Annotated in this window: 22 protein-coding genes; 9 read left to right on the top strand and 13 right to left on the bottom strand. The window is 63.3% G+C overall.

Annotation, left to right across the window (positions count from 1 at the left end):
* Positions 1–27: 27 nt before the first annotated feature.
* From sucD to DZG07_RS03480, 7 genes are all read right to left on the bottom strand, one after another.
* Complete coding sequence (gene sucD, locus DZG07_RS03510) at positions 28–930, bottom strand: succinate--CoA ligase subunit alpha (RefSeq protein WP_091908696.1); 903 nt, start codon at positions 928–930, stop codon at positions 28–30.
* Positions 930–1,247, bottom strand: a complete 318-nt coding sequence (locus tag DZG07_RS03505) for a hypothetical protein (RefSeq protein ID WP_091908693.1) — start codon at positions 1,245–1,247, stop codon at positions 930–932. Before DZG07_RS03505 ends, sucD begins: the two co-directional genes overlap by 1 nt.
* A gap of 3 nt (positions 1,248–1,250) precedes the next feature.
* Positions 1,251–2,444, bottom strand: coding sequence for an ADP-forming succinate--CoA ligase subunit beta (gene sucC / locus DZG07_RS03500; RefSeq protein ID WP_119814299.1), 1,194 nt, complete (start codon positions 2,442–2,444; stop codon positions 1,251–1,253).
* 10 nt (positions 2,445–2,454) lie between these two features.
* Entirely contained in the window at positions 2,455–3,423 is a 969-nt protein-coding gene (gene mdh, locus DZG07_RS03495; protein WP_091908687.1) for a malate dehydrogenase, read from the bottom strand.
* Positions 3,424–3,637: 214 nt separating this feature from the next.
* Positions 3,638–4,840 carry a cell division protein ZapE gene (gene zapE, locus DZG07_RS03490; protein WP_119814296.1) on the bottom strand — a complete coding sequence of 401 codons (1,203 nt, stop codon included), beginning with the start codon at positions 4,838–4,840 and terminating at the stop codon, positions 3,638–3,640.
* A 106-nt stretch (positions 4,841–4,946) separates the two neighbouring features.
* Positions 4,947–5,492 (bottom strand): protease inhibitor Inh/omp19 family protein, encoded by a 546-nt coding sequence (locus tag DZG07_RS03485; protein ID WP_119814293.1) that lies wholly within the window; start codon positions 5,490–5,492, stop codon positions 4,947–4,949.
* Between the two features lie 144 nt (positions 5,493–5,636).
* Positions 5,637–6,077, bottom strand: coding sequence for a hypothetical protein (locus DZG07_RS03480; protein WP_245429575.1), 441 nt, complete (start codon positions 6,075–6,077; stop codon positions 5,637–5,639).
* Positions 6,078–6,189: 112 nt separating this feature from the next.
* Between DZG07_RS03480 and DZG07_RS03475 the strand changes: the two genes are divergently transcribed.
* The 9 genes from DZG07_RS03475 (at position 6,190) to DZG07_RS03430 (ending at position 14,726) form a co-directional block, all read left to right on the top strand.
* Positions 6,190–7,221, top strand: a complete 1,032-nt coding sequence (locus DZG07_RS03475) for an MBL fold metallo-hydrolase (RefSeq protein WP_119814290.1) — start codon at positions 6,190–6,192, stop codon at positions 7,219–7,221.
* Between the two features lie 213 nt (positions 7,222–7,434).
* Entirely contained in the window at positions 7,435–7,953 is a 519-nt protein-coding gene (locus tag DZG07_RS03465) for a DNA starvation/stationary phase protection protein (RefSeq protein WP_091908676.1), read from the top strand.
* 92 nt (positions 7,954–8,045) lie between these two features.
* Positions 8,046–8,930, top strand: a complete 885-nt coding sequence (gene dapF, locus DZG07_RS03460) for a diaminopimelate epimerase (RefSeq protein WP_119814284.1) — start codon at positions 8,046–8,048, stop codon at positions 8,928–8,930.
* Positions 8,930–10,213: a tRNA (N(6)-L-threonylcarbamoyladenosine(37)-C(2))-methylthiotransferase MtaB gene (gene mtaB / locus DZG07_RS03455; protein ID WP_162931538.1), complete on the top strand. Its 1,284-nt coding sequence runs from the start codon at positions 8,930–8,932 to the stop codon at positions 10,211–10,213. Before dapF ends, mtaB begins: the two co-directional genes overlap by 1 nt.
* Positions 10,214–10,223: 10 nt before the next feature.
* Positions 10,224–12,479, top strand: a complete 2,256-nt coding sequence (gene ftsY / locus DZG07_RS24170) for a signal recognition particle-docking protein FtsY (RefSeq protein ID WP_348626409.1) — start codon at positions 10,224–10,226, stop codon at positions 12,477–12,479.
* 60 nt (positions 12,480–12,539) lie between these two features.
* A complete protein-coding gene (locus tag DZG07_RS03445) occupies positions 12,540–13,187 on the top strand; it encodes a septation protein A (RefSeq protein ID WP_119821355.1) in 648 nt (215 codons plus the stop codon).
* 26 nt (positions 13,188–13,213) lie between these two features.
* A complete protein-coding gene (locus DZG07_RS03440) occupies positions 13,214–13,828 on the top strand; it encodes a pyridoxamine 5'-phosphate oxidase family protein (RefSeq protein WP_091908667.1) in 615 nt (204 codons plus the stop codon).
* Between the two features lie 16 nt (positions 13,829–13,844).
* On the top strand, positions 13,845–14,384 hold the full coding sequence (locus tag DZG07_RS03435; protein WP_348626408.1) for an NADPH-dependent FMN reductase: 540 nt from the start codon (positions 13,845–13,847) through the stop codon (positions 14,382–14,384).
* A gap of 177 nt (positions 14,385–14,561) precedes the next feature.
* A complete protein-coding gene (locus tag DZG07_RS03430; RefSeq protein WP_091908661.1) occupies positions 14,562–14,726 on the top strand; it encodes a DUF1127 domain-containing protein in 165 nt (54 codons plus the stop codon).
* Positions 14,727–14,793: 67 nt separating this feature from the next.
* Here the strand turns inward: DZG07_RS03430 and DZG07_RS03425 are convergent, their stop codons facing one another.
* From DZG07_RS03425 to ccmA, 6 genes are all read right to left on the bottom strand, one after another.
* Complete coding sequence (locus DZG07_RS03425) at positions 14,794–15,834, bottom strand: DUF2332 family protein (protein ID WP_119814277.1); 1,041 nt, start codon at positions 15,832–15,834, stop codon at positions 14,794–14,796.
* Positions 15,835–15,843: 9 nt separating this feature from the next.
* Positions 15,844–16,728, bottom strand: a complete 885-nt coding sequence (locus DZG07_RS03420; protein WP_119814274.1) for a bile acid:sodium symporter family protein — start codon at positions 16,726–16,728, stop codon at positions 15,844–15,846.
* 270 nt (positions 16,729–16,998) lie between these two features.
* Positions 16,999–17,580, bottom strand: coding sequence for a DsbE family thiol:disulfide interchange protein (locus tag DZG07_RS03415; RefSeq protein ID WP_197716834.1), 582 nt, complete (start codon positions 17,578–17,580; stop codon positions 16,999–17,001).
* A complete protein-coding gene (ccmD, locus tag DZG07_RS03410; protein WP_091908652.1) occupies positions 17,577–17,747 on the bottom strand; it encodes a heme exporter protein CcmD in 171 nt (56 codons plus the stop codon). Before ccmD ends, DZG07_RS03415 begins: the two co-directional genes overlap by 4 nt.
* Before the next feature lie 156 nt (positions 17,748–17,903).
* A complete protein-coding gene (gene ccmB, locus DZG07_RS03405) occupies positions 17,904–18,569 on the bottom strand; it encodes a heme exporter protein CcmB (protein WP_091908649.1) in 666 nt (221 codons plus the stop codon).
* Complete coding sequence (gene ccmA / locus DZG07_RS03400; RefSeq protein ID WP_119814270.1) at positions 18,569–19,177, bottom strand: heme ABC exporter ATP-binding protein CcmA; 609 nt, start codon at positions 19,175–19,177, stop codon at positions 18,569–18,571. The genes ccmB and ccmA overlap by 1 nt, the downstream gene beginning before the upstream one ends.
* Positions 19,178–19,434: the final 257 nt, after the last annotated feature.

Raw genomic sequence — 19,434 nt, 5'->3', positions numbered from 1 at the left:
CTCACTATTCGCTACTCCCTTATTCCCTTAACCCTTGATCGCCTCGACCAGCGTCGTGCCGAGACGTGCCGGCGACGGCGACACGCGAATGCCTGCCGCTTCCATCGCCGCGATCTTGTCTTCCGCGCCGCCCTTGCCGCCGGAGATCACAGCGCCTGCATGGCCCATGGTGCGGCCGGCCGGAGCAGTGCGCCCGGCGATGAAGCCGGCCATCGGCTTCTTGCGGCCACGCTTGGCCTCGTCGATCAGGAACTGCGCTGCGTCTTCCTCGGCCGAACCACCGATCTCGCCGATCATGATGATCGACTTGGTCTCGTCGTCGGCCAGGAACATTTCGAGCATGTCGATGAATTCCGTACCCTTGACCGGATCGCCGCCGATGCCGACGGCAGTCGACTGGCCAAGCCCGGCATTCGTCGTCTGGAACACAGCCTCATATGTAAGCGTGCCGGAGCGCGAAACAACGCCGACCGAGCCCTTGCGGAAGATGTTGCCGGGCATGATGCCGATCTTGCACTGGTCGGGCGTGACGATGCCGGGGCAGTTCGGGCCGATCAGCCGCGACGTCGAACGGTCGAGGCGCGCCTTGACCTTGATCATGTCGGCGACCGGGATGCCTTCGGTGATGCAGACGATCAGCGGGATTTCCGCTTCGATCGCCTCGATGATCGCCTCTGCAGCACCTGCCGGCGGCACATAGACGACCGAGGCATTGGCGCCGGTCTTTTCCTTGCCTTCGGCAACGCTTGCGAAGATCGGCAGGGTCTCGCCCTTGGCGCCGGTCCAGCTCTCGCCACCCTTCTTCGGATGGATGCCGCCGACCATCTTGGTGCCGTGATAGGCCAAAGCCTGCTCGGTGTGGAAGGTGCCGGTCTTGCCGGTCAGGCCCTGCACCAGGATCTTGGTGTTCTTGTCGATGAGAATGGACATTAGTTGCGGAACTCCGATCTCAAATTATTCACGGCCTTGGCACGTGAAATCAAAACTACGCTGACCACAAATGCTATCAGCCAAATCAAGCCAATCAGGTAAGCCGTCGCCGTTGCGCCGATGCACTCGCTCTCGTTGATGGCACAGGATGCATCCACACCCGAGACCAGCAACGCGCCGCCAAGCACCATTGAAATCGCGGCTCCGAAGGCAGCAAGAAAGCGATGGTTGCCGCGTCTCGTGCCCCACACAGCAACGAACATCACCGCAAAAGGCGCGATGAAGACGAGCTCGAGGGGCCACTGCGCGGTATTCATCAGCTAGCCCTTCACCGCCGCGACGATCTTCTTGGCCGCATCGTCCAGATCGTCAGCCGAGGTGACGTTCAGTCCGCTCTCATTGATGATCTTCTTGCCGAGTTCGGCGTTGGTGCCTTCGAGGCGAACCACCAGCGGAACCTTGAGGCCGACTTCCTTGACCGCCGCGATCACGCCCTCGGCAATGACATCGCACTTCATGATGCCGCCGAAGATGTTGATCAGAATGCCTTCGACCGCCGGGTCGGCGGTGATGATCTTGAACGCCGCGGTGACCTTCTCCTTGGAAGCGCCGCCGCCGACATCAAGGAAGTTCGCCGGCTCTGCGCCATAGAGCTTGATGATGTCCATCGTCGCCATGGCAAGGCCCGCGCCGTTGACCATGCAGCCGATATTGCCGTCGAGCGCGACATAGGCGAGGTCGTATTTCGACGCCTCGATCTCCTTCGCGTCCTCTTCGGTCGTGTCGCGCAGTTCGAGCACATCGGGATGACGGAACAGGGCGTTGTTGTCGAACGACACCTTGGCGTCCAGCACGCGCAGGCGGCCATTGGTCATGACGATCAGCGGGTTGACCTCGAGCAGGCTCATGTCCTTCTCGACAAAGGCCTTGTAGAGGATCGGGAAAAGCTTTTCGCCATCCGCAGCCGCCTCGCCCGAAAGCTTCAGCGCGCCGTTCAGCGCCTTGAGATCGTCCGCGGTCACGCCCTTTTCAGGATCGATCGCAACGGTGATGATCTTTTCCGGCGTGTCATGCGCCACGGCCTCGATGTCCATGCCGCCCTCGGTCGAAACCACGAAGGCGACGCGGCCGACGGTGCGGTCGACCAGGATCGACAGATAGAGCTCGCGGTCAATGTCGGCGCCGTCCTCGATATAGAGGCGGTTGACCTGCTTGCCGGCCGGGCCGGTCTGCTTGGTCACCAGCGTGTTGCCGAGCATCTCCTTGGCATTGGCGACGACGTCTTCGATCGACTTCGCCAGCCGCACGCCGCCCTTGGCGTCCGCCGAAAGCTCCTTGAACTTGCCCTTGCCGCGGCCGCCGGCATGAATCTGGCTCTTCACCACGTAGAGCGGTCCGGGCAGCTTCTTGGCAGCCGCCTCGGCCTCACCGGCGTTGAAGATCGCCACGCCTTCGGCAACCGGCGCGCCAAAGCCTTTCAGCAGCGCCTTGCCCTGATATTCATGAATGTTCATGAGCCGATCCTCACTTGCCGCCGAGATTGGGCGAAATGCCGACGCAGGCTTCGCAAAGGCCCTTCACGGCCGCGACCGACGTCTCGAACATCTTCTCTTCCGCCTTGTTGAAGTCGATCTCGATGATGCGCTCGACGCCACCGGCACCGATCACCACCGGCACGCCGACATACATGTCCTTCACGCCATACTGGCCGCTGAGGTAAGCAGCACATGGCAGCACGCGCTTCTTGTCGCGGAGGTAGCTCTCGGCCATGGCGATCGCCGAGGCAGCCGGAGCATAATAGGCCGACCCGGTCTTGAGCAGGCCAACGATCTCGCCGCCGCCCTTGCGGGTACGCTCGACGATGGCGTCGAGCTTTTCCTGGCTGGTCCAGCCCATCTTGACGAGATCCGGCAGCGGAATGCCGGCAACCGTGGAATAGCGCACCATCGGCACCATGTCGTCGCCGTGGCCGCCGAGCGTCATGGCGCTGACATCCTCGACCGAGACCTTGAACTCATCGGCGAGGAAATAGCGGAAACGGGCCGAGTCGAGCACGCCGGCCATGCCGACGACATGGCTCTTCGGCAGGCCGGAGAACTTCTGCAGCGCCCAGACCATGGCGTCGAGCGGGTTGGTGATGCAGATGACGAAAGCGTTGGGGGCATACTTCTTGATGCCGGCGCCGACCTGCTCCATCACCTTGAGGTTGATGCCGATCAGATCGTCGCGGCTCATGCCGGGCTTGCGCGGCACGCCGGCCGTCACGATGCAGACATCCGCACCCTCGATGCCGGCATAGTCGTTGACGCCGGTATAGCGCGCGTCAAAACCGTCGACCGGCGAGGATTCTGCGATATCGAGGCCCTTGCCCTGCGGAATGCCTTCAGCAATGTCGAAGAGGACGACGTCGCCGAGTTCCTTGAGACCGATCATATGGGCGAGCGTGCCGCCAATCATGCCGGAACCGATGAGGGCTATCTTGTTGCGTGCCATGTGAGGATGTTTTCCCTTTGTCTGTAACCGGGCGCGATGGCGCCGGTGGATAGAGCGTTTAGGCCAGATGGATCAGGGTTATGCAGCCAGAATTTCGCCGTTGGAATTAGACCCATAGGGCTTGAAATTCAACCGATTATTTTGACCTCAAGGATTTCAATCGGTTAGAAACAAATGGAGTTACGTAAACGTCAAAGTTTTCGCGAAATGGACGTCAGGCCGTCAAAGATTTGCCGGCTTCCTGAGGTTGCGCAGGCGCATGGCGCACCGCCCAGTCGTCGAGCCAGTCGCGGCTCTGCATCTCCATCAGCCGCGATGTGGTGCGGTCGAACTCGAAGGCCTCCGTGCCGCGCTTGCCGACGTAAAGCTCCTGCGGCGGCGCTTCGGCGCTGACCACCAGCCGGACGTGATGGTCGTAGACCGTATCTATGAAGAGAATAAAACGCTTGGCCTCGTTGCGCCGGTTCTCGGCCAGCACCGGCACATGGTCGACGAAGATCGTCGAAAAGCGCCCGGTGATCGCCAGATAGTCGCGCGCGCCATGCGGCTTCTCGCACAGCTCGGCGAAGGTGAAGCGGGCGGCATCGCCGGCAGCAACCGGCACCGCCACCTGCCTGCCCTTGACCGTCAGCGACGCAGCTTCCGCCGGCGCGCCATGGGTCATAGCCTTCCAGGCCTCGTCCATCTGCCGGTCGGTCTCAGCGCCCAGCGGCGTCATATAGACCGGCATGCGGTTCAGCTTCTCGAGCCGGTAATCCTTGTCCGCATCGAGGTCGAGCACGTCGGCATGACGCTTGAGAATGCTGATGAAAGGCAGGAAAAGCGCCCGGTTCAGCCCGTCGCGGTAGAGATCGTCCGGCGCAACGTTCGACGTCGCGACCAGCACCACGCCTTGCGCAAAAAGTGCCGAAAACAGCCGCGACAGGATCATCGCGTCGGCAATGTCGGTCACGGAAAACTCGTCGAAGCACAGCACCCAGGCCTCGTCGGCAAGTGCTGCCGCCACCGGCGGGATCGGATCGTCTTCCTTCGTCTCGCCATTCTTGCGTGCAAGCCGGTGCTTCTGGATCCGATCCTGCACATCGGCCATGAAGTCGTTGAAATGGATGCGCCGCTTGCGCCGCACCGGCACCAGCTCGAAGAACATGTCCATCAGCATGGTCTTGCCGCGGCCGACATCGCCATGGATGTAGAGCCCTTTGACGGGCGCCTGGTTCTCGCGCTTCTTGCCGAACAGCCAGCCGAGCGCGCTGGATTTATGCGCCAGCCGTTTTGAGCAAAGCTCGTCGATCAGCCGGTCGAGTGCGCCGACGATGACTTCCTGCGCCGGGTCGCGCTCCAGCGCGCCCGTCTCGGCGAGATGGTCGTAACGCTGCCGGACGGTAGCTCGCGTCTGGATACCGTCACGCAGATGCATTGATCATGTCTCTGGAGATCCGTGGTCGGATTTTTCGGGCACGATCCCCGAAAGCTGCGGGCTTTCTTACAGGATCGCGCGCCGAAATAAAGACGCAGCTTGCGTCTTATCTGCTGAGTGAGATCGGCACGCCGCTCTCGGTCTGGCCGTCGAATTTCGAGGCGCCGGAAGAATAGAGGCGCGCCAGCGTTCCGCCGTTCTCATCATAGAGGGTAAGCTGCTTGCCCGCGACATTCCACGACTTCACGCCGTCGATCGGAGCCGGGCAGCGCAGCGGGCCGGCGCGGAAACCCTGACCGAACTTGGTCTGCGGGGTGGCAACACGGCAGCTCTGGCCGGAGACCGAGGCATTCCAGACGCCGGCGACGCTGCCGGCCGAAAGGTCGGGCGCATTGGCGTCGGGCTGCGGGGCGGCTGCAGGTGGAAGCCCGGCGACCTGCGTGCCCGCACCGGGTGCGCTCGGGAACTGCGACGGGTCGGTGGTGCCGGGGGAAACCGGAGGCGGCAGCGAGCCGCCGGTCACGCGTCCCGTCGGCGCAGCCGGAAGCGGCGCGGGCTGCGTGTCCACCGAAGACATGCGATCGCTCTGGCACCCGCTTGCCGCCAGCGCCAGAAGCGATACGGCCAACAGGCCCGTTCTCGAAAAAATCATCTAAACCTCCGTCGGAGCCCGGGTCCGCCACCCGCTAAAATTCACCATCCCTACAAACAGGGCGATAATGGGCAGATTTCAACCGCATATGGTTAAAATACGGTTTGCGGCGCACCATGTTGCAAAAATATCGCAGATTCCGGATCAACCAGCGATGGCCAGGCTCGGCACGAAGACATAGCCGTCCGGCCCGACGATATGGCATTCGCGAATGCCATGCGGCTTGTCAACCGAACCGGCCAGTACGATGTGACCGTGCTTGCGTGCCATGACCTCGATGCGATCGGGGTCGGCGCCGTAGAGCCTGATCTCCAGTCCCGCGCCACGTGTTTCCACACCCGCAATGACACCGGTCATCGGATTGTCGAGATAGGAATGGTCGGCATGCAGCATGAACACCGAGCCGAGAAGCTGGACCGCGGCGAAATCCTCGTCGGCATAGATGATCTGCGCACCGAGCACGTCCCGGCAGAAATCCTCCATCGGCGCAATCTCTCGGACGAGAAGATTGACGCCGATGCCGCGCGGCAGCGAGCGGCCGAAGTCGCCCGCCGCCATCCAGGGCTGCTTGGTTCGCTTCTTCACGGCACTCTCCCTCAGTTGCCGGTTCTATATTAGCAGACCGGGATGCCTCTGCTTGATCTTGCAGCCATCAAATGCTTGCACCAGCCCCCTGCACCTTTATCTTGAGCATCAGATGGCCAGGAAACCGAAAACACCGAATCCATATTACCAAGGCCCCGAAAGCGATCATTTCGACGGCCGCATTTTCTTCAATCCTGACGGCACCCCACCCGGCAGCTTTTCGGCGCTGCTGAAATGGCAGCTCGGCGGCGGCCGGTCCAAATGGCCTGCCTCATGGCCGACGCCCTTCGCCCAGGCAAAACCGGCGCGAAAGATTGCCGGCGACGACCTGCGCGTCACCATGGTCGGCCACGCCTCGCTGCTCATCCAGGTCGCCGGGCTCAACATACTGACAGACCCTGTCTGGTCCGATCGCGTGTCGCCATTCACCTTCGCCGGCCCCAAGCGCGTGAACCCGCCCGGCATCACCTTCGAAGACCTGCCGCCGATCCACGTAGTTCTTGTCAGCCACAATCACTACGACCATCTCGACGTTGCGACGCTGAAGCTTCTGCAGGCAGCCCACGACCCGCTGGTCATCACCCCGCTCGGCAACGACATCATCATCCGCGCCGGGGCGCCCGAAATGCGCGTCGTCACCGGCGACTGGGGCGACATTTTCGAATTCGAAGGCATTTCCATCCACATCGAGCCGGCCCATCACTGGTCGGCGCGCGGCGCCAAGGACCGCCGCATGGCGCTGTGGGCCGGCTTCGTCATCGGCACGCCGGCTGGAAAGATCTACTTCGCCGGCGACACCGGCTTTCACGACGGCAAAAACTACCGCCTGATTGCCGAAAAACATGGCGGCTTCCGCTTCGCCATATTGCCGATCGGCGCCTATGAGCCGCGCTGGTTCATGAAACCGCAGCACCAGAACCCGGACGAAGCCGTGCGCGGCATGCTGCTTGCCAATGCCGCCTTCGCCGCCGGCTGTCACTGGGGCACCTTCCAGCTCACCAACGAACCGATCGACGAACCCCGCGCCAAGCTGCATGAAGCGTTGGAGACCCACGGCATTGCCCGCGAGAAATTCCGCGCCATGCTCGCCGGCGAAGTCTGGGATGTGCCGCCCGTATTTGTGAAAGCCGATATCGGAGCCTAGGTCCTGCATGACAGCAAGCGAACTGACAGGGCTGATCGACGTGCTCCAGGACGTCTCGCAAGCCGGTTCGATGTGGAACTGGCGCAGGCATTTGCGTGAGATAGCCAGAACGACCTTTGCAGGCTGTTATGGTATGAGTTTCGATATGGCCAGGAACAGAGTTCAATGGCCAGCATTTCTGCAAGGCACGCACAATCTCACAGGAGCTTAATCATGCCGGATACGGACAAGGCCAAGAAGAACCGCAAGGCCCCGCTCACCACGCCAACCGGCCTCGGCGACAATGCGCGACGCGACATCACCGGGGCGCTGAATGCCCTTCTGGCCGACGTTTTCGCAATTTACCTGAAGACCAAGAACTTCCACTGGCATATGAGTGGCCCGCATTTCCGTGACTACCATCTGCTGCTGGACGAGCACGGCGACCAGATTTTCGCCATGACCGACGTGATCGCCGAACGCGCCCGCAAGCTCGGCGGCACCACGCTGCGCTCGATCGGCCATATCGCCCGCCTCCAGCGCATTCCCGACAACGATGCCGACTTCGTGACGCCCGAGGACATGCTGGCCGAACTGCGCCAGGACAACGAGGCGCTGATCGCCTCCATGCGCAGCACCCATGACGTCTGCGACGAGGAAAACGACGTCGCCACAGCCAGCCTGCTCGAAAACTTCATCGACGAAGCCGAGCGCCGCGTCTGGTTCCTGTTCGAGATGACCCGCAACAGCTAGCATCGGCCAGGCCGATCACCACGAGGGCGTTGCCATCGCGGCACGCCCTTCTCCACTGGTAATTCGCCGTCGTTTCCGCCATATAGGCCGAAATGAGCATGACCGCGCCTTTCGCCAAGATGAACGGGCTCGGCAACGAGATCATCGTTGCCGACATGCGGAGCCGTGCCGACCGCATTACGCCTGCTGCGGCCATTGCGCTGAACGCCGACCCGGCGACCAAGTTCGACCAGATCATGGCCATCTATGATCCGCGCACGCCGGGCACGATCAACTATATCGAGATCATCAATTCCGACGGCACCATGGCGCAGGCCTGCGGCAACGGCATGCGCTGCGTCGTCCAGGCGCTTGCCGCCGAAACCGGGCAGAAGGTCTTCACCTTCGAGACCATCGCCGGCATTCTCAACGCCGAGGAACATGCCGACGGCCTGATCTCGGTCGACATGGGCATTCCCCGCTTCGGCTGGCAGGATATCCCGCTGGCCGAGGAATTCCGCGACACCCGCATGATCGAACTGCAGATCGGCCCGATCGACGCGCCGGTGCTGCATTCGCCGTCGGTCGCCTCGATGGGCAATCCGCATGCGATCTTCTGGGTCGACGAGGATGTCTGGTCCTATGAGCTCGACCGTTTCGGCCCGCTGCTGGAAAACCATCCGATCTTCCCCGAGCGCGCCAACATCTCCATCGCGCAGGTCACCTCGCGCGAAACGCTGAACCTGCGCACCTGGGAGCGCGGCGCCGGCCTGACGCTGGCCTGCGGCTCGGCCACCTGCGCGGCAGTCGTTTGCGCCGCCCGCACCAACCGCACCTGCCGCAAGGTCGAGGTCACCGTGCCGAGCGGTGGGCACCTGACGGTCGAATGGCGCGCCGACGATCATGTCGTCATGACCGGCCCGGCGGAGTGGGAATTTTCCGGCAACTTCAATCCCGCCACCGGCGCATGGCAGCGCGAAATCGAGGGCGCGGCCTGATGGCGGTCGATGTCGTCACATTCGGCTGCCGGCTGAACACCTATGAATCCGAGGTGATGCGCCGCGAGGCCGAGGCCGCCGGGCTTGGTGAACTCAAGAACGGCGCTGTCATCTTCAACACCTGCGCCGTCACCGCCGAGGCCGTGCGCCAGGCCAAGCAGTCGATCCGCAAGGCACGGCGCGAAAATCCCGACGCCCGCATCATCGTCACCGGCTGCGCCGCCCAGACCGATCCTGCCGCCTTCACTGCCATGGGCGAGGTCGATCTCGTGCTCGGCAACGAGGAAAAGCTTCAACGCCATAATTACCGCGCGCTGCCCGACTTCGGCGTCAACGACACCGAAAAGGCCCGCGTCAACGACATCATGAGCGTGCGCGAGACGGCATCCCACATGGTCGATGCCATCGAGGGCCGGGCGCGCGCTTTCGTGCAGGTGCAGAATGGCTGCGACCATCGCTGCACCTTCTGCATCATCCCCTATGGCCGCGGCAATTCCCGCTCCGTGCCGATGGGCGCGGTGGTCGAGCAGATCAAGCGCCTGACCGGCAACGGTTATGCCGAGATCGTGCTGACCGGCGTCGACATGACCAGTTTCGGCGCCGACCTGCCGGGCACGCCAAAACTCGGCAAGCTCGTCAAGACGATCCTTACGCAGGTTCCCGACGTGCAGCGGCTGCGGCTTTCATCCATCGATTCCATCGAGGCCGACGATGACCTTCTCGACGCCATCGCCACCGAAAAGCGGCTGATGCCGCATCTGCACCTGTCGCTGCAATCGGGCGACGACATGATCCTGAAGCGCATGAAGCGCCGCCATCTGCGCGACGATTCGATCCGCTTCTGCGCCGATGTACGCGCACTTCGCCCCGACATCGTCTTCGGCGCCGACATCATCGCCGGCTTCCCGACCGAGACGGAAGACATGTTCGCGAATTCGGAAAAGATCGTCGAGGAATGCGGCCTGACCCATCTCCACGTCTTCCCCTATTCGCCGCGCGAAGGCACGCCCGCCGCACGCATGCCGCAGGTTTCGGGCCGCGCCATCAAGGAGCGCGCCGCGCGCCTGCGCGCCGCCGGCGAGGCTGCATATAGGCGGCATCTGGACAAGCTCGTCGGCACGAACCAGTCGCTCCTCGTCGAGCGCAACGGGATCGGCCGCACCGAAGGTTTCACGCTGGCGGCGATCGACGGCGGCCAGCCCGGCGAAATCCTTGCCGCCACCATCACCGGCCATGACGGCGCACGGCTGACCGCCGCTGCCGCCGCCCGCCGCGCGGCCTGAGAAGCAAAGCATGGCATTCGACTTCATCAAGAAAGTCTTCTCCTTTGGCCGCAAGCAGGCCGAAGAGGCCAAGCCCGAGCCTGTAGAAGAGCAGGCAGCGCTTCCCGCGCCTGAGGCGGAAGTTCCCGTATCGCCAGCCGAGGCGGCACCTTCCGAACCGACCGAAGCGGCATCTGTAGCGCTTGAGGCCGAAGCCCCACCCGCGCCTGTTGAAGAAATTTCGGCCTCCGCGCCGGAAACACCTATCGCCGAAGAAACCCTCCCCGAGCGTCCGGCGCTTCCCGATTTCCTACGGCGAGAGGAAGCCGATGAAACGCCGGCGCCCCCCTCCCCCTTGAGGGGGCCCGAAGGGCGGGCGAGACCCGTGGCTCGCCCCGGCGAGTCGATCGGCGAAGCCGATTGGGGTGGGGTCGTTCGATCGTCGGACGCTGCGGAAACTTTCAACGAACCCAAATCGGAAACACCGGTCGTTTCCGAACTGCCGCACCCGGTCGAACCGACCCCCTCTGGTCCTTCGGACCATCTCCCCCTCAAGGGGGGAGAGGAGGTCGCGCCTGAAGAGCCTGAACCCGCACCCGAGGAGCCAGCGCCCGCCCCAGTTCCGGTAGAGCCTGAACCCGCCGTTCCGGCCCCCGAAGAACCAGCCCCGGCTCCAACACCTGCCGAGCCGGAACCGGCTCCCGTAGAGCCGGAGCCGCAACCCGTCGAGATTCCCGCCGAACCGGCGCCTGAACAGCAGCCAGCCGTTCCGGAAGAAGTTCCCGCACAGCCGGACGAGCCTGCTCCGGCTCCGGTCGAAGTTCCAACGCCCCCGGCAGAACCAACGCCCGAGCCACAACCTGCCCCGCAGGAAGTGCCGCCGCAGCCGGCAGAGCCGGTTCCCGCGCCTGCGCCCATAGAGATTCCTGCGTCGGTCGAAACCGCGCCGACGTCCCCCTCCCCCTTGAGGGGAGGGTCGATCGGCGAAGCCGATTGGGGTGGGGTCGTTCGATCGTCCGACGCGACGGAAGAGTCTGTCGGGTTAGAAACGAAAACACCGGTTGTTTCCGAATCGCCGAGCCCAGTCGAACCGACCCCCTCTGGTCCTTCGGACCATCTCCCCCTCAAGGGGGGAGAGGAGGTCGCGCTCCCTCCCCTCAATGAGGAAGAACTCGCAGCACCCGCAACCGAAATCCTTACGCCGCTGCGTCAGCTGGAGCCGATCGAGACCGACCCTCTGCGCGACGAGATCGCGCCCGAGCCGGCGCCTCTTCCGACGCCACCTCCACCGCCCGCTCCCGGCAAGGTCACCGTCACCAAGAAGGTCGAGCAGAAGGCCGAGCCGGTCGCACCAGCTGTACCTGAGCCGAGGCTGTCATGGTTCCAGCGTCTGCGGCAGGGCCTGTCGCGCTCGTCGAAGGAGCTTTCCGGCAGCATCGCCGGCGTCTTCACCAAGCGCAAGCTGGACGAGGAAACGCTGGAGGAACTGGAGGACGTGCTGATCCGCGCCGATCTCGGCATGGAAACGGCGCTGCGCGTTACCGATGCGCTGGCTTCCACCCGCTACGGCAAGGATGTCTCCGACGCCGAAGTCCGCGCCATCATGGCCATCGAGGTTGAAAAGGTGCTGAAGCCAGTGGCGATGCCGCTGGAACTCGACCTGTCGCACAAGCCGCACGTCATTCTGGTGGTCGGCGTCAATGGCACCGGCAAGACAACCACCATCGGCAAGCTCGCGGCAAAACTGACCGACGGCGGCCTGTCGGTAATGCTGGCTGCCGGCGACACCTTCCGTGCCGCGGCGATCGAGCAGCTGAAGATCTGGGGCGAACGCACCAATTCGCCGGTCGTCGCCTCGAAGCTTGGCGCCGACGCTGCCGGCCTTGCCTTTGACGCCTTCGTGAAGGCGAAGGAGGCGGGCTCCGACGTGCTGATCATCGACACCGCCGGGCGCCTGCAGAACAAGGCCGAGCTGATGGCGGAACTGGAAAAGATCGTCCGCGTGCTCAACAAGCACGACCCGGAAGCGCCGCACACGGTGCTGCAGACGGTCGATGCCACCACCGGCCAGAACGCCCTCAACCAGGTCGAGATCTTCCGCAACGTCGCCGGCGTCAACGGGTTGGTGATGACCAAGCTGGACGGCACGGCGCGCGGCGGCATCCTTGTCGCGATCGCAGCCAAGCACAAGCTGCCGGTCTATTTCATCGGCGTCGGCGAACAGGTCGACGACCTCGAACCATTTTCCGCAAGCGATTTCGCCAAGGCGATCGCTGGAGTAGCGTAGGAAGCACGATCCCAAAAAGTTGCAGACTTTTTGGACAAGATCATGCGTAAGAAAGAACCCATGAACGAACCTGTCTTCGAACGCGACCCCGCCGACCCCCGGAAAAAAGAAGTCAACCCGCTGCTCAAGCTGGCGCTGGAGCTTGGGCCGCTGATGGTCTTCTTCTTCGCCAATGCGCGCGGCGAGTGGCTGGTCGAAAGGTTTCCGGTGCTGGGCGATTTCGGCGGGCCGATTTTTGTCGCAACCGGCCTGTTCATGATCGCCACGGCGATCGCGCTGATCGCCTCATGGCTGCTGATGCGCACATTGCCGATCATGCCGCTGGTGTCGGGCGTCGTCGTTTTCATCTTCGGCGGGCTGACGCTCTGGCTCCAGGACGACATCTTCATCAAGATGAAGCCGACCATCATCAACACGCTGTTCGGCGTGACGCTTCTGGGCGGGCTTTTCTTCGGCAAATCGCTGCTGGGCTACGTCTTCGATTCGGCCTTCAGGCTCGACGCCGAGGGCTGGCGGAAGCTGACCTTGCGCTGGGGCCTGTTCTTCCTGTTCCTGGCCGTGGTCAACGAGGTGGTCTGGCGGAATTTCTCCACTGACACATGGGTCGCCTTCAAGGTCTGGGGCATCATGCCGATCACGCTTATCTTCACTTTCAGCCAAATGCCGCTGATCATGCGCCATTCGCTGGACGAACGAATCAGGAAATAGATCTTTTCAAAGGGGGCAAGGGCGTCATGGAGTTCATCGAAACCAGCGAGGATTTGAGAAAACTCTACAAGGCGCCCGGCGACGGCGCGGTGCGCAAGGAATTGCGCGCGCTCGACGGCCATTCCAAGGGTTTTCTCGGCAAGAGCCCCTTCGTGCTGATCGGCTCGTCTGACGGCGAGGGCAATGCCGATGTGACGCCGAAGGGCGACAAGCCCGGCTTCGTCGAAATCCTCGACGACACCACCATCGCCATCCCCGACCGCCCCGGCAACAACCGGCTCGACACGCTGGAAAATGTCGTCCGCAATCCCGCCGTCGGCCTGCTGTTTCTCATTCCCAACATGAACGAGACGCTGCGCATCAATGGCACGGCCAGGATCACCGCCGACAACACGCTGCGCGAGCGGCTGGCCGTCGATGGCAGGCCGCCGATCAGCGTCATGGTCGTCTCGATCAAGGCGGTCTACATGCACTGCGCCAAGGCCTTCATGCGCTCCGAACTGTGGAAGCCCGAAAGCTGGCACGACCGCGCCACCCTGCCGACGCTCGGCCAGATCCTGCGCGACCAGCTTGCGCTCGCCGACAGCGCCGATGCCACCGACAAGTGGCTCGACGAGAGCTATAAGAAGTCGATGTGGTGAGCGGTCGGCCGGCCTGATGCACATTCTCGGCATCTCCGGCAGCCTGCGCGCCGGCTCCGGCAACAGCGCGCTGCTGCTGGCCCTGCGCGACAACGCACCGCCGGAATGCCTTCTATCGATTTATGACGGCATCGGCGCACTGCCGATCTTCAACCCGGACGAGGAAGGCGACAGCACGCCGCCCGAGGCAAGGCGCCTGATCGAGGCGGTCGCCGGCGCCGACGGCATCATCGTTGCCTGCCCGGAATATGCCCATGGCGTTCCCGGCGGCCTGAAGAACGCGCTCGACTGGCTGGTTTCCGGCGAGGCCGCTGTCGGCAAGCCGGCCATGCTCGCCCACGCCTCGCCGCGCTCGCTGTTTGCGCGGGCGGCTTTGCGCGAAATCATGAAGACCATGTCCTTCGATCTGTTCGACGGCGCCGAGCTGGAAGTCGCCCTGCTCGGCAGGAAGCCGGAAGAGTTCGACGCCATGCTGCAGCGGCCGGAAACGCGCGCTACAATGCGCACCACCCTCGCAGAATTCCAGGCTTTCATTCGCCGCAACGGTGAAAAGTAAAATCTGCGCTCGCAAGGCTTTCAACCGGCAAGCACCTGTTAACCAGGCATGCAACCATTGCATTGGTGCGATGCAACACTGAATGTTGCAATGCAACATATTCGTGCCAATCTATAGTCCATCAGGGAGGAACAACCTAACGCCGCTGAACGCGGCAGTCCGAAAGGGGACCACTCCATGATCACCTCATTCATCAATAATGCGAAGTCCAGAATCGCCAAGCGCCGCCGCTACAACAGCCTCGTCGCCGAAATCCAGAGCCTGACGCCGCGCGACCTCGCCGACATCAGCGCCAACCGCAGCGAAATGCTTCATCACGCCTATCAGGAAGTCTACGGCTGAACCGTCTCACGCCGACCGTCAAGGCAACCTGAAAAACCCCGTTGCGCCATATGGCCGGCGGGGTTTTTCAGTTCCACGCGATCCAGCGGCCATGATAATCGCAGTGCGCAAGATGCCTCGTCTCGCCGCCCGGCCATAACGTCAGGCTCAGCGTCGCATATTTGTCGGCCGTACTCACAGGCTCCATGCGCAGCCACGCGATTGGTGCATGAGGTGTGGCGGCGTTGCCCGCTGCGGCAAGCTCCGCGACGATCGCCGCCTTCGTCGCATCGGGCATGTATTGCCACATGATCGAGTGAAACAGCACGAAGGTTTCTTCCGACCGCCTTGCTGCCAGTCTGGCTTTCACGAAATCGGCCGCATCGGCCTTTTCCAGCGAAAACGGCGTTGTTCCGGCAACCGAAATCGCCGCGTCGATCCGCTCCAGCCGTGCCGTCTGGTCGGCCCAGATATAGGAGCGCAGGCGCAGCCGGTCGGCATCGATGCCGATATCGACGGGCGCGATGTCGCTGCCATTGCGCGACACGACCTTCAGCGCCCCATCAAGCGGCACCGGCTTTCCGCGCATGTCCGGCGCGAGCCGCACCGGCGAGGCTGGATCGCCCCACTCGACATCGCCATAGCGATAGTGGAACCGGTCGAACAGGAGATTGAGCGCAGCACTAGACCCGATCTCATGGAGCGCCAGCGGCAGGCCGGTTTCGCTTGCGATCGTCAGGAACCCCGGCAAAAGCAGGCCGGAGCGCGCGATCTCATTGGTCTGCGGTGCACTTGCCAGTGCTGCCAGCAGCCGGTCGTCATTGCGAAAAATCGCTTCCGGCAGCGCAGCCGCAATTGCCGCCTCGTCGACATCGTTGGGCGGATAGATTGCAGCGAGCCGGCCATCCGCCCCCGACAGCACCAGCGCATGCAGCCCGCCGCATAGCCGCAACGCCAGCGCGTCTTCTCGCGTATGGCCGGGCCAGTCGAGCACGCGCGCGCCGGTCTTGGTGCCGCGATCGAGGCTCGCCGCCAGCGCGCGGCAGAGCCTTGCCGTGAAGGGCGAGCCGAGCGCATCGCAGGCGGCGGCCTGGTGGACGAAATGCTCCCGGATCGCCGCTTCCTTCATGTCCGCCTTTCAGCCGGCGGTCGTCACCGGCACTGCATGCTTGCGCTTCAGCCAGGCACCGAAGATGGCAGCGGTTATGAAGGCGATCAAGCCGTAGATGGCGGCCGGAATGGCCATGGTCGCATTGTTGAGCAGCACTGGACTAAGCGCGATGGCAATCGCCAGCGTGCCGTTGTGAATGCCGATCTCCATGCCGATCGCGGTTGCCTGACGCCTGTCGATGCCCGCCAGGCGCGGCCCGAAATAGCCGACGGCGAGGCTGATCAGGTTGAAGGCGAGCGTCGCCAGCCCGACCACCGGCGCCCAGGTCACCAGCGTGTCCCATTCCTGGATAAGCGCGACCAGAACGACCGCGAACAGGAACACCGCCGACAGGATTTTCACCGGCTTCTCCAGCCGGGCGGCAAGGTCCGGAAATCTGCGGCGCAGCCACATGCCGATCAGCACCGGCCCGAGCACGATGACGAACACCTGCATGACCTTCGAGAATTGCAGCGGAATGACCTTGCCCTCGCCAAAAAACTGGATCAGCGAAAAATTGACGATGAGCGGCAGGGTGAACAGCGCCAGCGCTGAATTGATCGCCGTCAGCGTGATGTTGAGCGCAACGTCGCCGCCGGCCAGATGGCTGTAGAGATTGGCCGAAGTGCCGCCCGGGCTTGCCGCCAAGAGCATCATGCCGACGGCCAGCGCCGGCGACAGGCCGAACGCATAGATCAGGCCGAGACAGGCAATCGGCAGGATCACGATCTGGCACAGCAGCGCCACCAGCACCGCCTTGGGATGCTTCAGAACATTGCGGAAATCGGCGACCGTCAGCGACAGCCCAAGGCCAAGCATGATGACGCCAAGCGCCAGCGGCAGAAAGATTGCGAGCGCGGAACTGTCCTGCATTTTTGACTCCCCCCTTGTTGCGAGCCGTTGGCCGGCCCTGTTGCGAGGGAGGTTAAGACATCAATGGCTTATGTCAAACGCTATGGTTGTGGTGAGTTCGTCAACTTCACCCTCGCCAAGACCCCTCTCCGTCTCGGCTTCGCGTGCCACCTCTCCCCATTACATGGGGCGAGGAACCTCGATTCTGCGAGGCCGCGCCGTTTCAGGACTTGGGTTCCTCGCCCGCTTGCGGGGAGAGGTGGCACGCGAAGCGTGACGGAGAGGGGAAACCTACCGCGCCGGCGCTGCCAGCGCCTTCTCGATTTCCGGCAACAACACCGTCTGCGCCGACTGCACCGTGATCGGACCGGTATGTTTGAAGGCGATCTTGCCGTCCTTGCCGATGACGAAGGTTTCGGGAACGCCATAGACACCCCAGTCGATAGCCGTGCGGCCGGCGTCATCGGTGCCGATGGCGCTGTAGGGATTGCCGAGATCGCCGAGAAAGCGCCGGGCGTTCTCCGATTTATCCTTGTAGTTCAGCCCGGCGATCGAAAAGCGCTTGTCCTGCGACAGCGCCATCAGCACCGGATGCTCCTCACGGCACGGCGCGCACCAGGAGGCAAAGACATTCACCAGCGTGACCTTGCCGGCAAACGCGCTCGATTCGAGACCCGGCAGCGAAACGCCTTCCAGCGGGGGCAGTTTCGTTTCGGGCGCCGTCTCGCCGATCAGGGCCGAAGGCACCACCGCAACGTCGCGCCCCGACAGAAGCTGCATGAGGAAGATGCCGGCAAGCAGCAGGAAAATCACCAGCGGCAGAAGCGCCAGCAGCTTGCGGCGCGGCTTTTGCGGTTCGGCTTGCAGCGTCATTTCGCTTTACCAGCGCGGTCGGAGCGCCGCCTGGCGCCGCTCGCCTCGAGCTCGGCCATCTCGCGCTGACGCGCGCGCTGGTCGGCAATGATCCAGAACACGAGCCCGGCAATCACCAGCGCGGAAATGCCATAGGCCGCCGAAACATACATGTCATGCACACTCATGACCGCCTCCGATGCCGGAGGGCAGCCGGGCACACGGGCAATATCGCGAAAACATATGGGCGCTGCTGGCTCATCGCCGTTACATAGCCGCGCTGCCGCTCTGCCGCAATCGACCTAAAGTGCGACGAATGCGCGATGACCGGATCGTGATGGCGTTCAATCAGCACCCCAGCGCAGCGCCAGCGCCGCCGCGACCGGGCCGATGACGGCCAGAAACAGCGTCAGCGCGCAGAGGATGAGGAACGGCGGCAGAAACGGGTCCGGCTCGGCGACCGCGCCGTAGCTCGCCGAAACGCCGAAGATCAGCACGGGAATGACCAGCGGCAGCACCAGCACCGAAACAAGCAGCCCGCCGCGCGGCAGCGCCACGGCAACGGCGGCACCCGCAGCACCAATGAAGGTGATGGCCGGCGTTCCGACGAGCAGCGTCAGGGCAGCCGCGCCTATGCCAAGCGGCTCCATGTTCATAAACAGGCCGAGCAGCGGGGCGGCGATCACCAGCGGCAGCACGCTCGCTGTCCAGTGCGCCAGGCATTTGACGAAGACGGTGAAGGCCAGCAGGTGCCGGTCGTTGGCAAGAATCAGCAGATCGAGCGAACCATCCTCGCGGTCGGCCTGGAACAGCCGGTCGAGACCGAGCAGCGAGGCCAGCAGCGCCCCGATCCACAGGATCGCCGGGCCGATGCGGGCCAGCAAATTAAGATCCGGCCCGACGCCGAAGGGGATCGTCGCGATGACGGCCAGAAAGAACAGCACCCCCGTCAGCGCCCCGCCGCCGGCGCGGACGCCCAGCCTGACATCGCGGAGGTAGAGGGCCAGCATCAGGTGGCGTCCCCCATCCTCAACGCCTGCACCCCCTCAAGCCCGAGCGGCAGGTGAGTCGCGGCCACGATCACCCCGCCGTCTTCCAGATGAACTCTCATCAATTCCGAAAACTGCACTTCCGAGGCCTTGTCCAGCCCCGCCGTCGGCTCATCCAGCAGCCAGACCGGGCGGTGGCTGACCAGCAGCTTGGCGATCGCCACACGCCGGCGCTGGCCGGTCGACAGATAGCCGAAGGGCAGGTGGCCGATGGTTTCCAACCCCACCATCTCGAGCGCTTCCATAGGCGACAGATGCGCCCGCCCGAAAAAATCCTGCCAGAAGACCAGATTTTCCGTCACCGTCAGCGCCGTCTTCATCGCATTCTCATGGCCGAGATAATGGCAGGCCGAGCCGACCGACGGGAATACCTCGCCGCCACCGTCGAGCCGGACCGCGCCTTCCGCAATTGGCAACAGGCCTGCGACAACGCGCAGCAGCGTCGACTTGCCGGCGCCGTTCGGACCGGTCACGACCAGGCCTTCGCCCTCGCTGAGCGCAAAAGCCACGCCCGAAAAGACGGTTTCGCCGCCGCGTTGCCCGCTCAGATTTTCGGCAATCAGCCGCATTGCTCCCCCGTCGTCGGAATATTCCTAGCGGCCAATGTGCGTCGCAGCAAATTTGCCCAAAACCGGTCTAGAACTATTCCAGAAAATTCTCTATATGCCACCCAACCACACCAGCGGTCGGTGCGGTAAAATGAATTTGCGCCGAACCAGCGCACGCGCCGCCTTGAACGGCTCGGGTTGCTTGGGACCGGACAGCGGAAATGGCCGTACCCGCACCTTTGCGCGTGATTGCATGCCCATCGGAGTCCGTTCCCTTT

This window comes from Mesorhizobium sp. DCY119 (assembly GCF_003590645.1).
GTDB lineage: Bacteria > Pseudomonadota > Alphaproteobacteria > Rhizobiales > Rhizobiaceae > Mesorhizobium_M.
The sequence above is the reverse complement of the archived record's forward strand: the minus strand, read 5'-3'. Positions and strand labels throughout refer to the sequence as shown.

What these genes read in the sequence shown, in the direction of transcription:
- DZG07_RS03440 (WP_091908667.1), top strand. Translation starts at nt 13,214, where the DNA reads ATGGAGTTCATCGAAACCAGCGAGGATTTGAGAAAACTCTACAAGGCG.
- DZG07_RS03420 (WP_119814274.1), bottom strand. Translation starts at nt 16,728, where the DNA reads ATGCAGGACAGTTCCGCGCTCGCAATCTTTCTGCCGCTGGCGCTTGGC.
- DZG07_RS03445 (WP_119821355.1), top strand. Translation starts at nt 12,540, where the DNA reads ATGAACGAACCTGTCTTCGAACGCGACCCCGCCGACCCCCGGAAAAAA.
- mdh (WP_091908687.1), bottom strand. Translation starts at nt 3,423, where the DNA reads ATGGCACGCAACAAGATAGCCCTCATCGGTTCCGGCATGATTGGCGGC.
- DZG07_RS03430 (WP_091908661.1), top strand. Translation starts at nt 14,562, where the DNA reads ATGATCACCTCATTCATCAATAATGCGAAGTCCAGAATCGCCAAGCGC.
- ccmA (WP_119814270.1), bottom strand. Translation starts at nt 19,177, where the DNA reads ATGCGGCTGATTGCCGAAAATCTGAGCGGGCAACGCGGCGGCGAAACC.
- ftsY (WP_348626409.1), top strand. Translation starts at nt 10,224, where the DNA reads ATGGCATTCGACTTCATCAAGAAAGTCTTCTCCTTTGGCCGCAAGCAG.
- zapE (WP_119814296.1), bottom strand. Translation starts at nt 4,840, where the DNA reads ATGCATCTGCGTGACGGTATCCAGACGCGAGCTACCGTCCGGCAGCGT.
- DZG07_RS03505 (WP_091908693.1), bottom strand. Translation starts at nt 1,247, where the DNA reads ATGAATACCGCGCAGTGGCCCCTCGAGCTCGTCTTCATCGCGCCTTTT.
- ccmB (WP_091908649.1), bottom strand. Translation starts at nt 18,569, where the DNA reads ATGCTGGCCCTCTACCTCCGCGATGTCAGGCTGGGCGTCCGCGCCGGC.
- DZG07_RS03485 (WP_119814293.1), bottom strand. Translation starts at nt 5,492, where the DNA reads ATGATTTTTTCGAGAACGGGCCTGTTGGCCGTATCGCTTCTGGCGCTG.
- mtaB (WP_162931538.1), top strand. Translation starts at nt 8,930, where the DNA reads ATGGCGGTCGATGTCGTCACATTCGGCTGCCGGCTGAACACCTATGAA.
- DZG07_RS03475 (WP_119814290.1), top strand. Translation starts at nt 6,190, where the DNA reads ATGGCCAGGAAACCGAAAACACCGAATCCATATTACCAAGGCCCCGAA.
- DZG07_RS03415 (WP_197716834.1), bottom strand. Translation starts at nt 17,580, where the DNA reads ATGACGCTGCAAGCCGAACCGCAAAAGCCGCGCCGCAAGCTGCTGGCG.
- sucC (WP_119814299.1), bottom strand. Translation starts at nt 2,444, where the DNA reads ATGAACATTCATGAATATCAGGGCAAGGCGCTGCTGAAAGGCTTTGGC.
- ccmD (WP_091908652.1), bottom strand. Translation starts at nt 17,747, where the DNA reads ATGAGTGTGCATGACATGTATGTTTCGGCGGCCTATGGCATTTCCGCG.
- DZG07_RS03435 (WP_348626408.1), top strand. Translation starts at nt 13,845, where the DNA reads ATGCACATTCTCGGCATCTCCGGCAGCCTGCGCGCCGGCTCCGGCAAC.
- sucD (WP_091908696.1), bottom strand. Translation starts at nt 930, where the DNA reads ATGTCCATTCTCATCGACAAGAACACCAAGATCCTGGTGCAGGGCCTG.
- DZG07_RS03465 (WP_091908676.1), top strand. Translation starts at nt 7,435, where the DNA reads ATGCCGGATACGGACAAGGCCAAGAAGAACCGCAAGGCCCCGCTCACC.
- DZG07_RS03425 (WP_119814277.1), bottom strand. Translation starts at nt 15,834, where the DNA reads ATGAAGGAAGCGGCGATCCGGGAGCATTTCGTCCACCAGGCCGCCGCC.
- dapF (WP_119814284.1), top strand. Translation starts at nt 8,046, where the DNA reads ATGAGCATGACCGCGCCTTTCGCCAAGATGAACGGGCTCGGCAACGAG.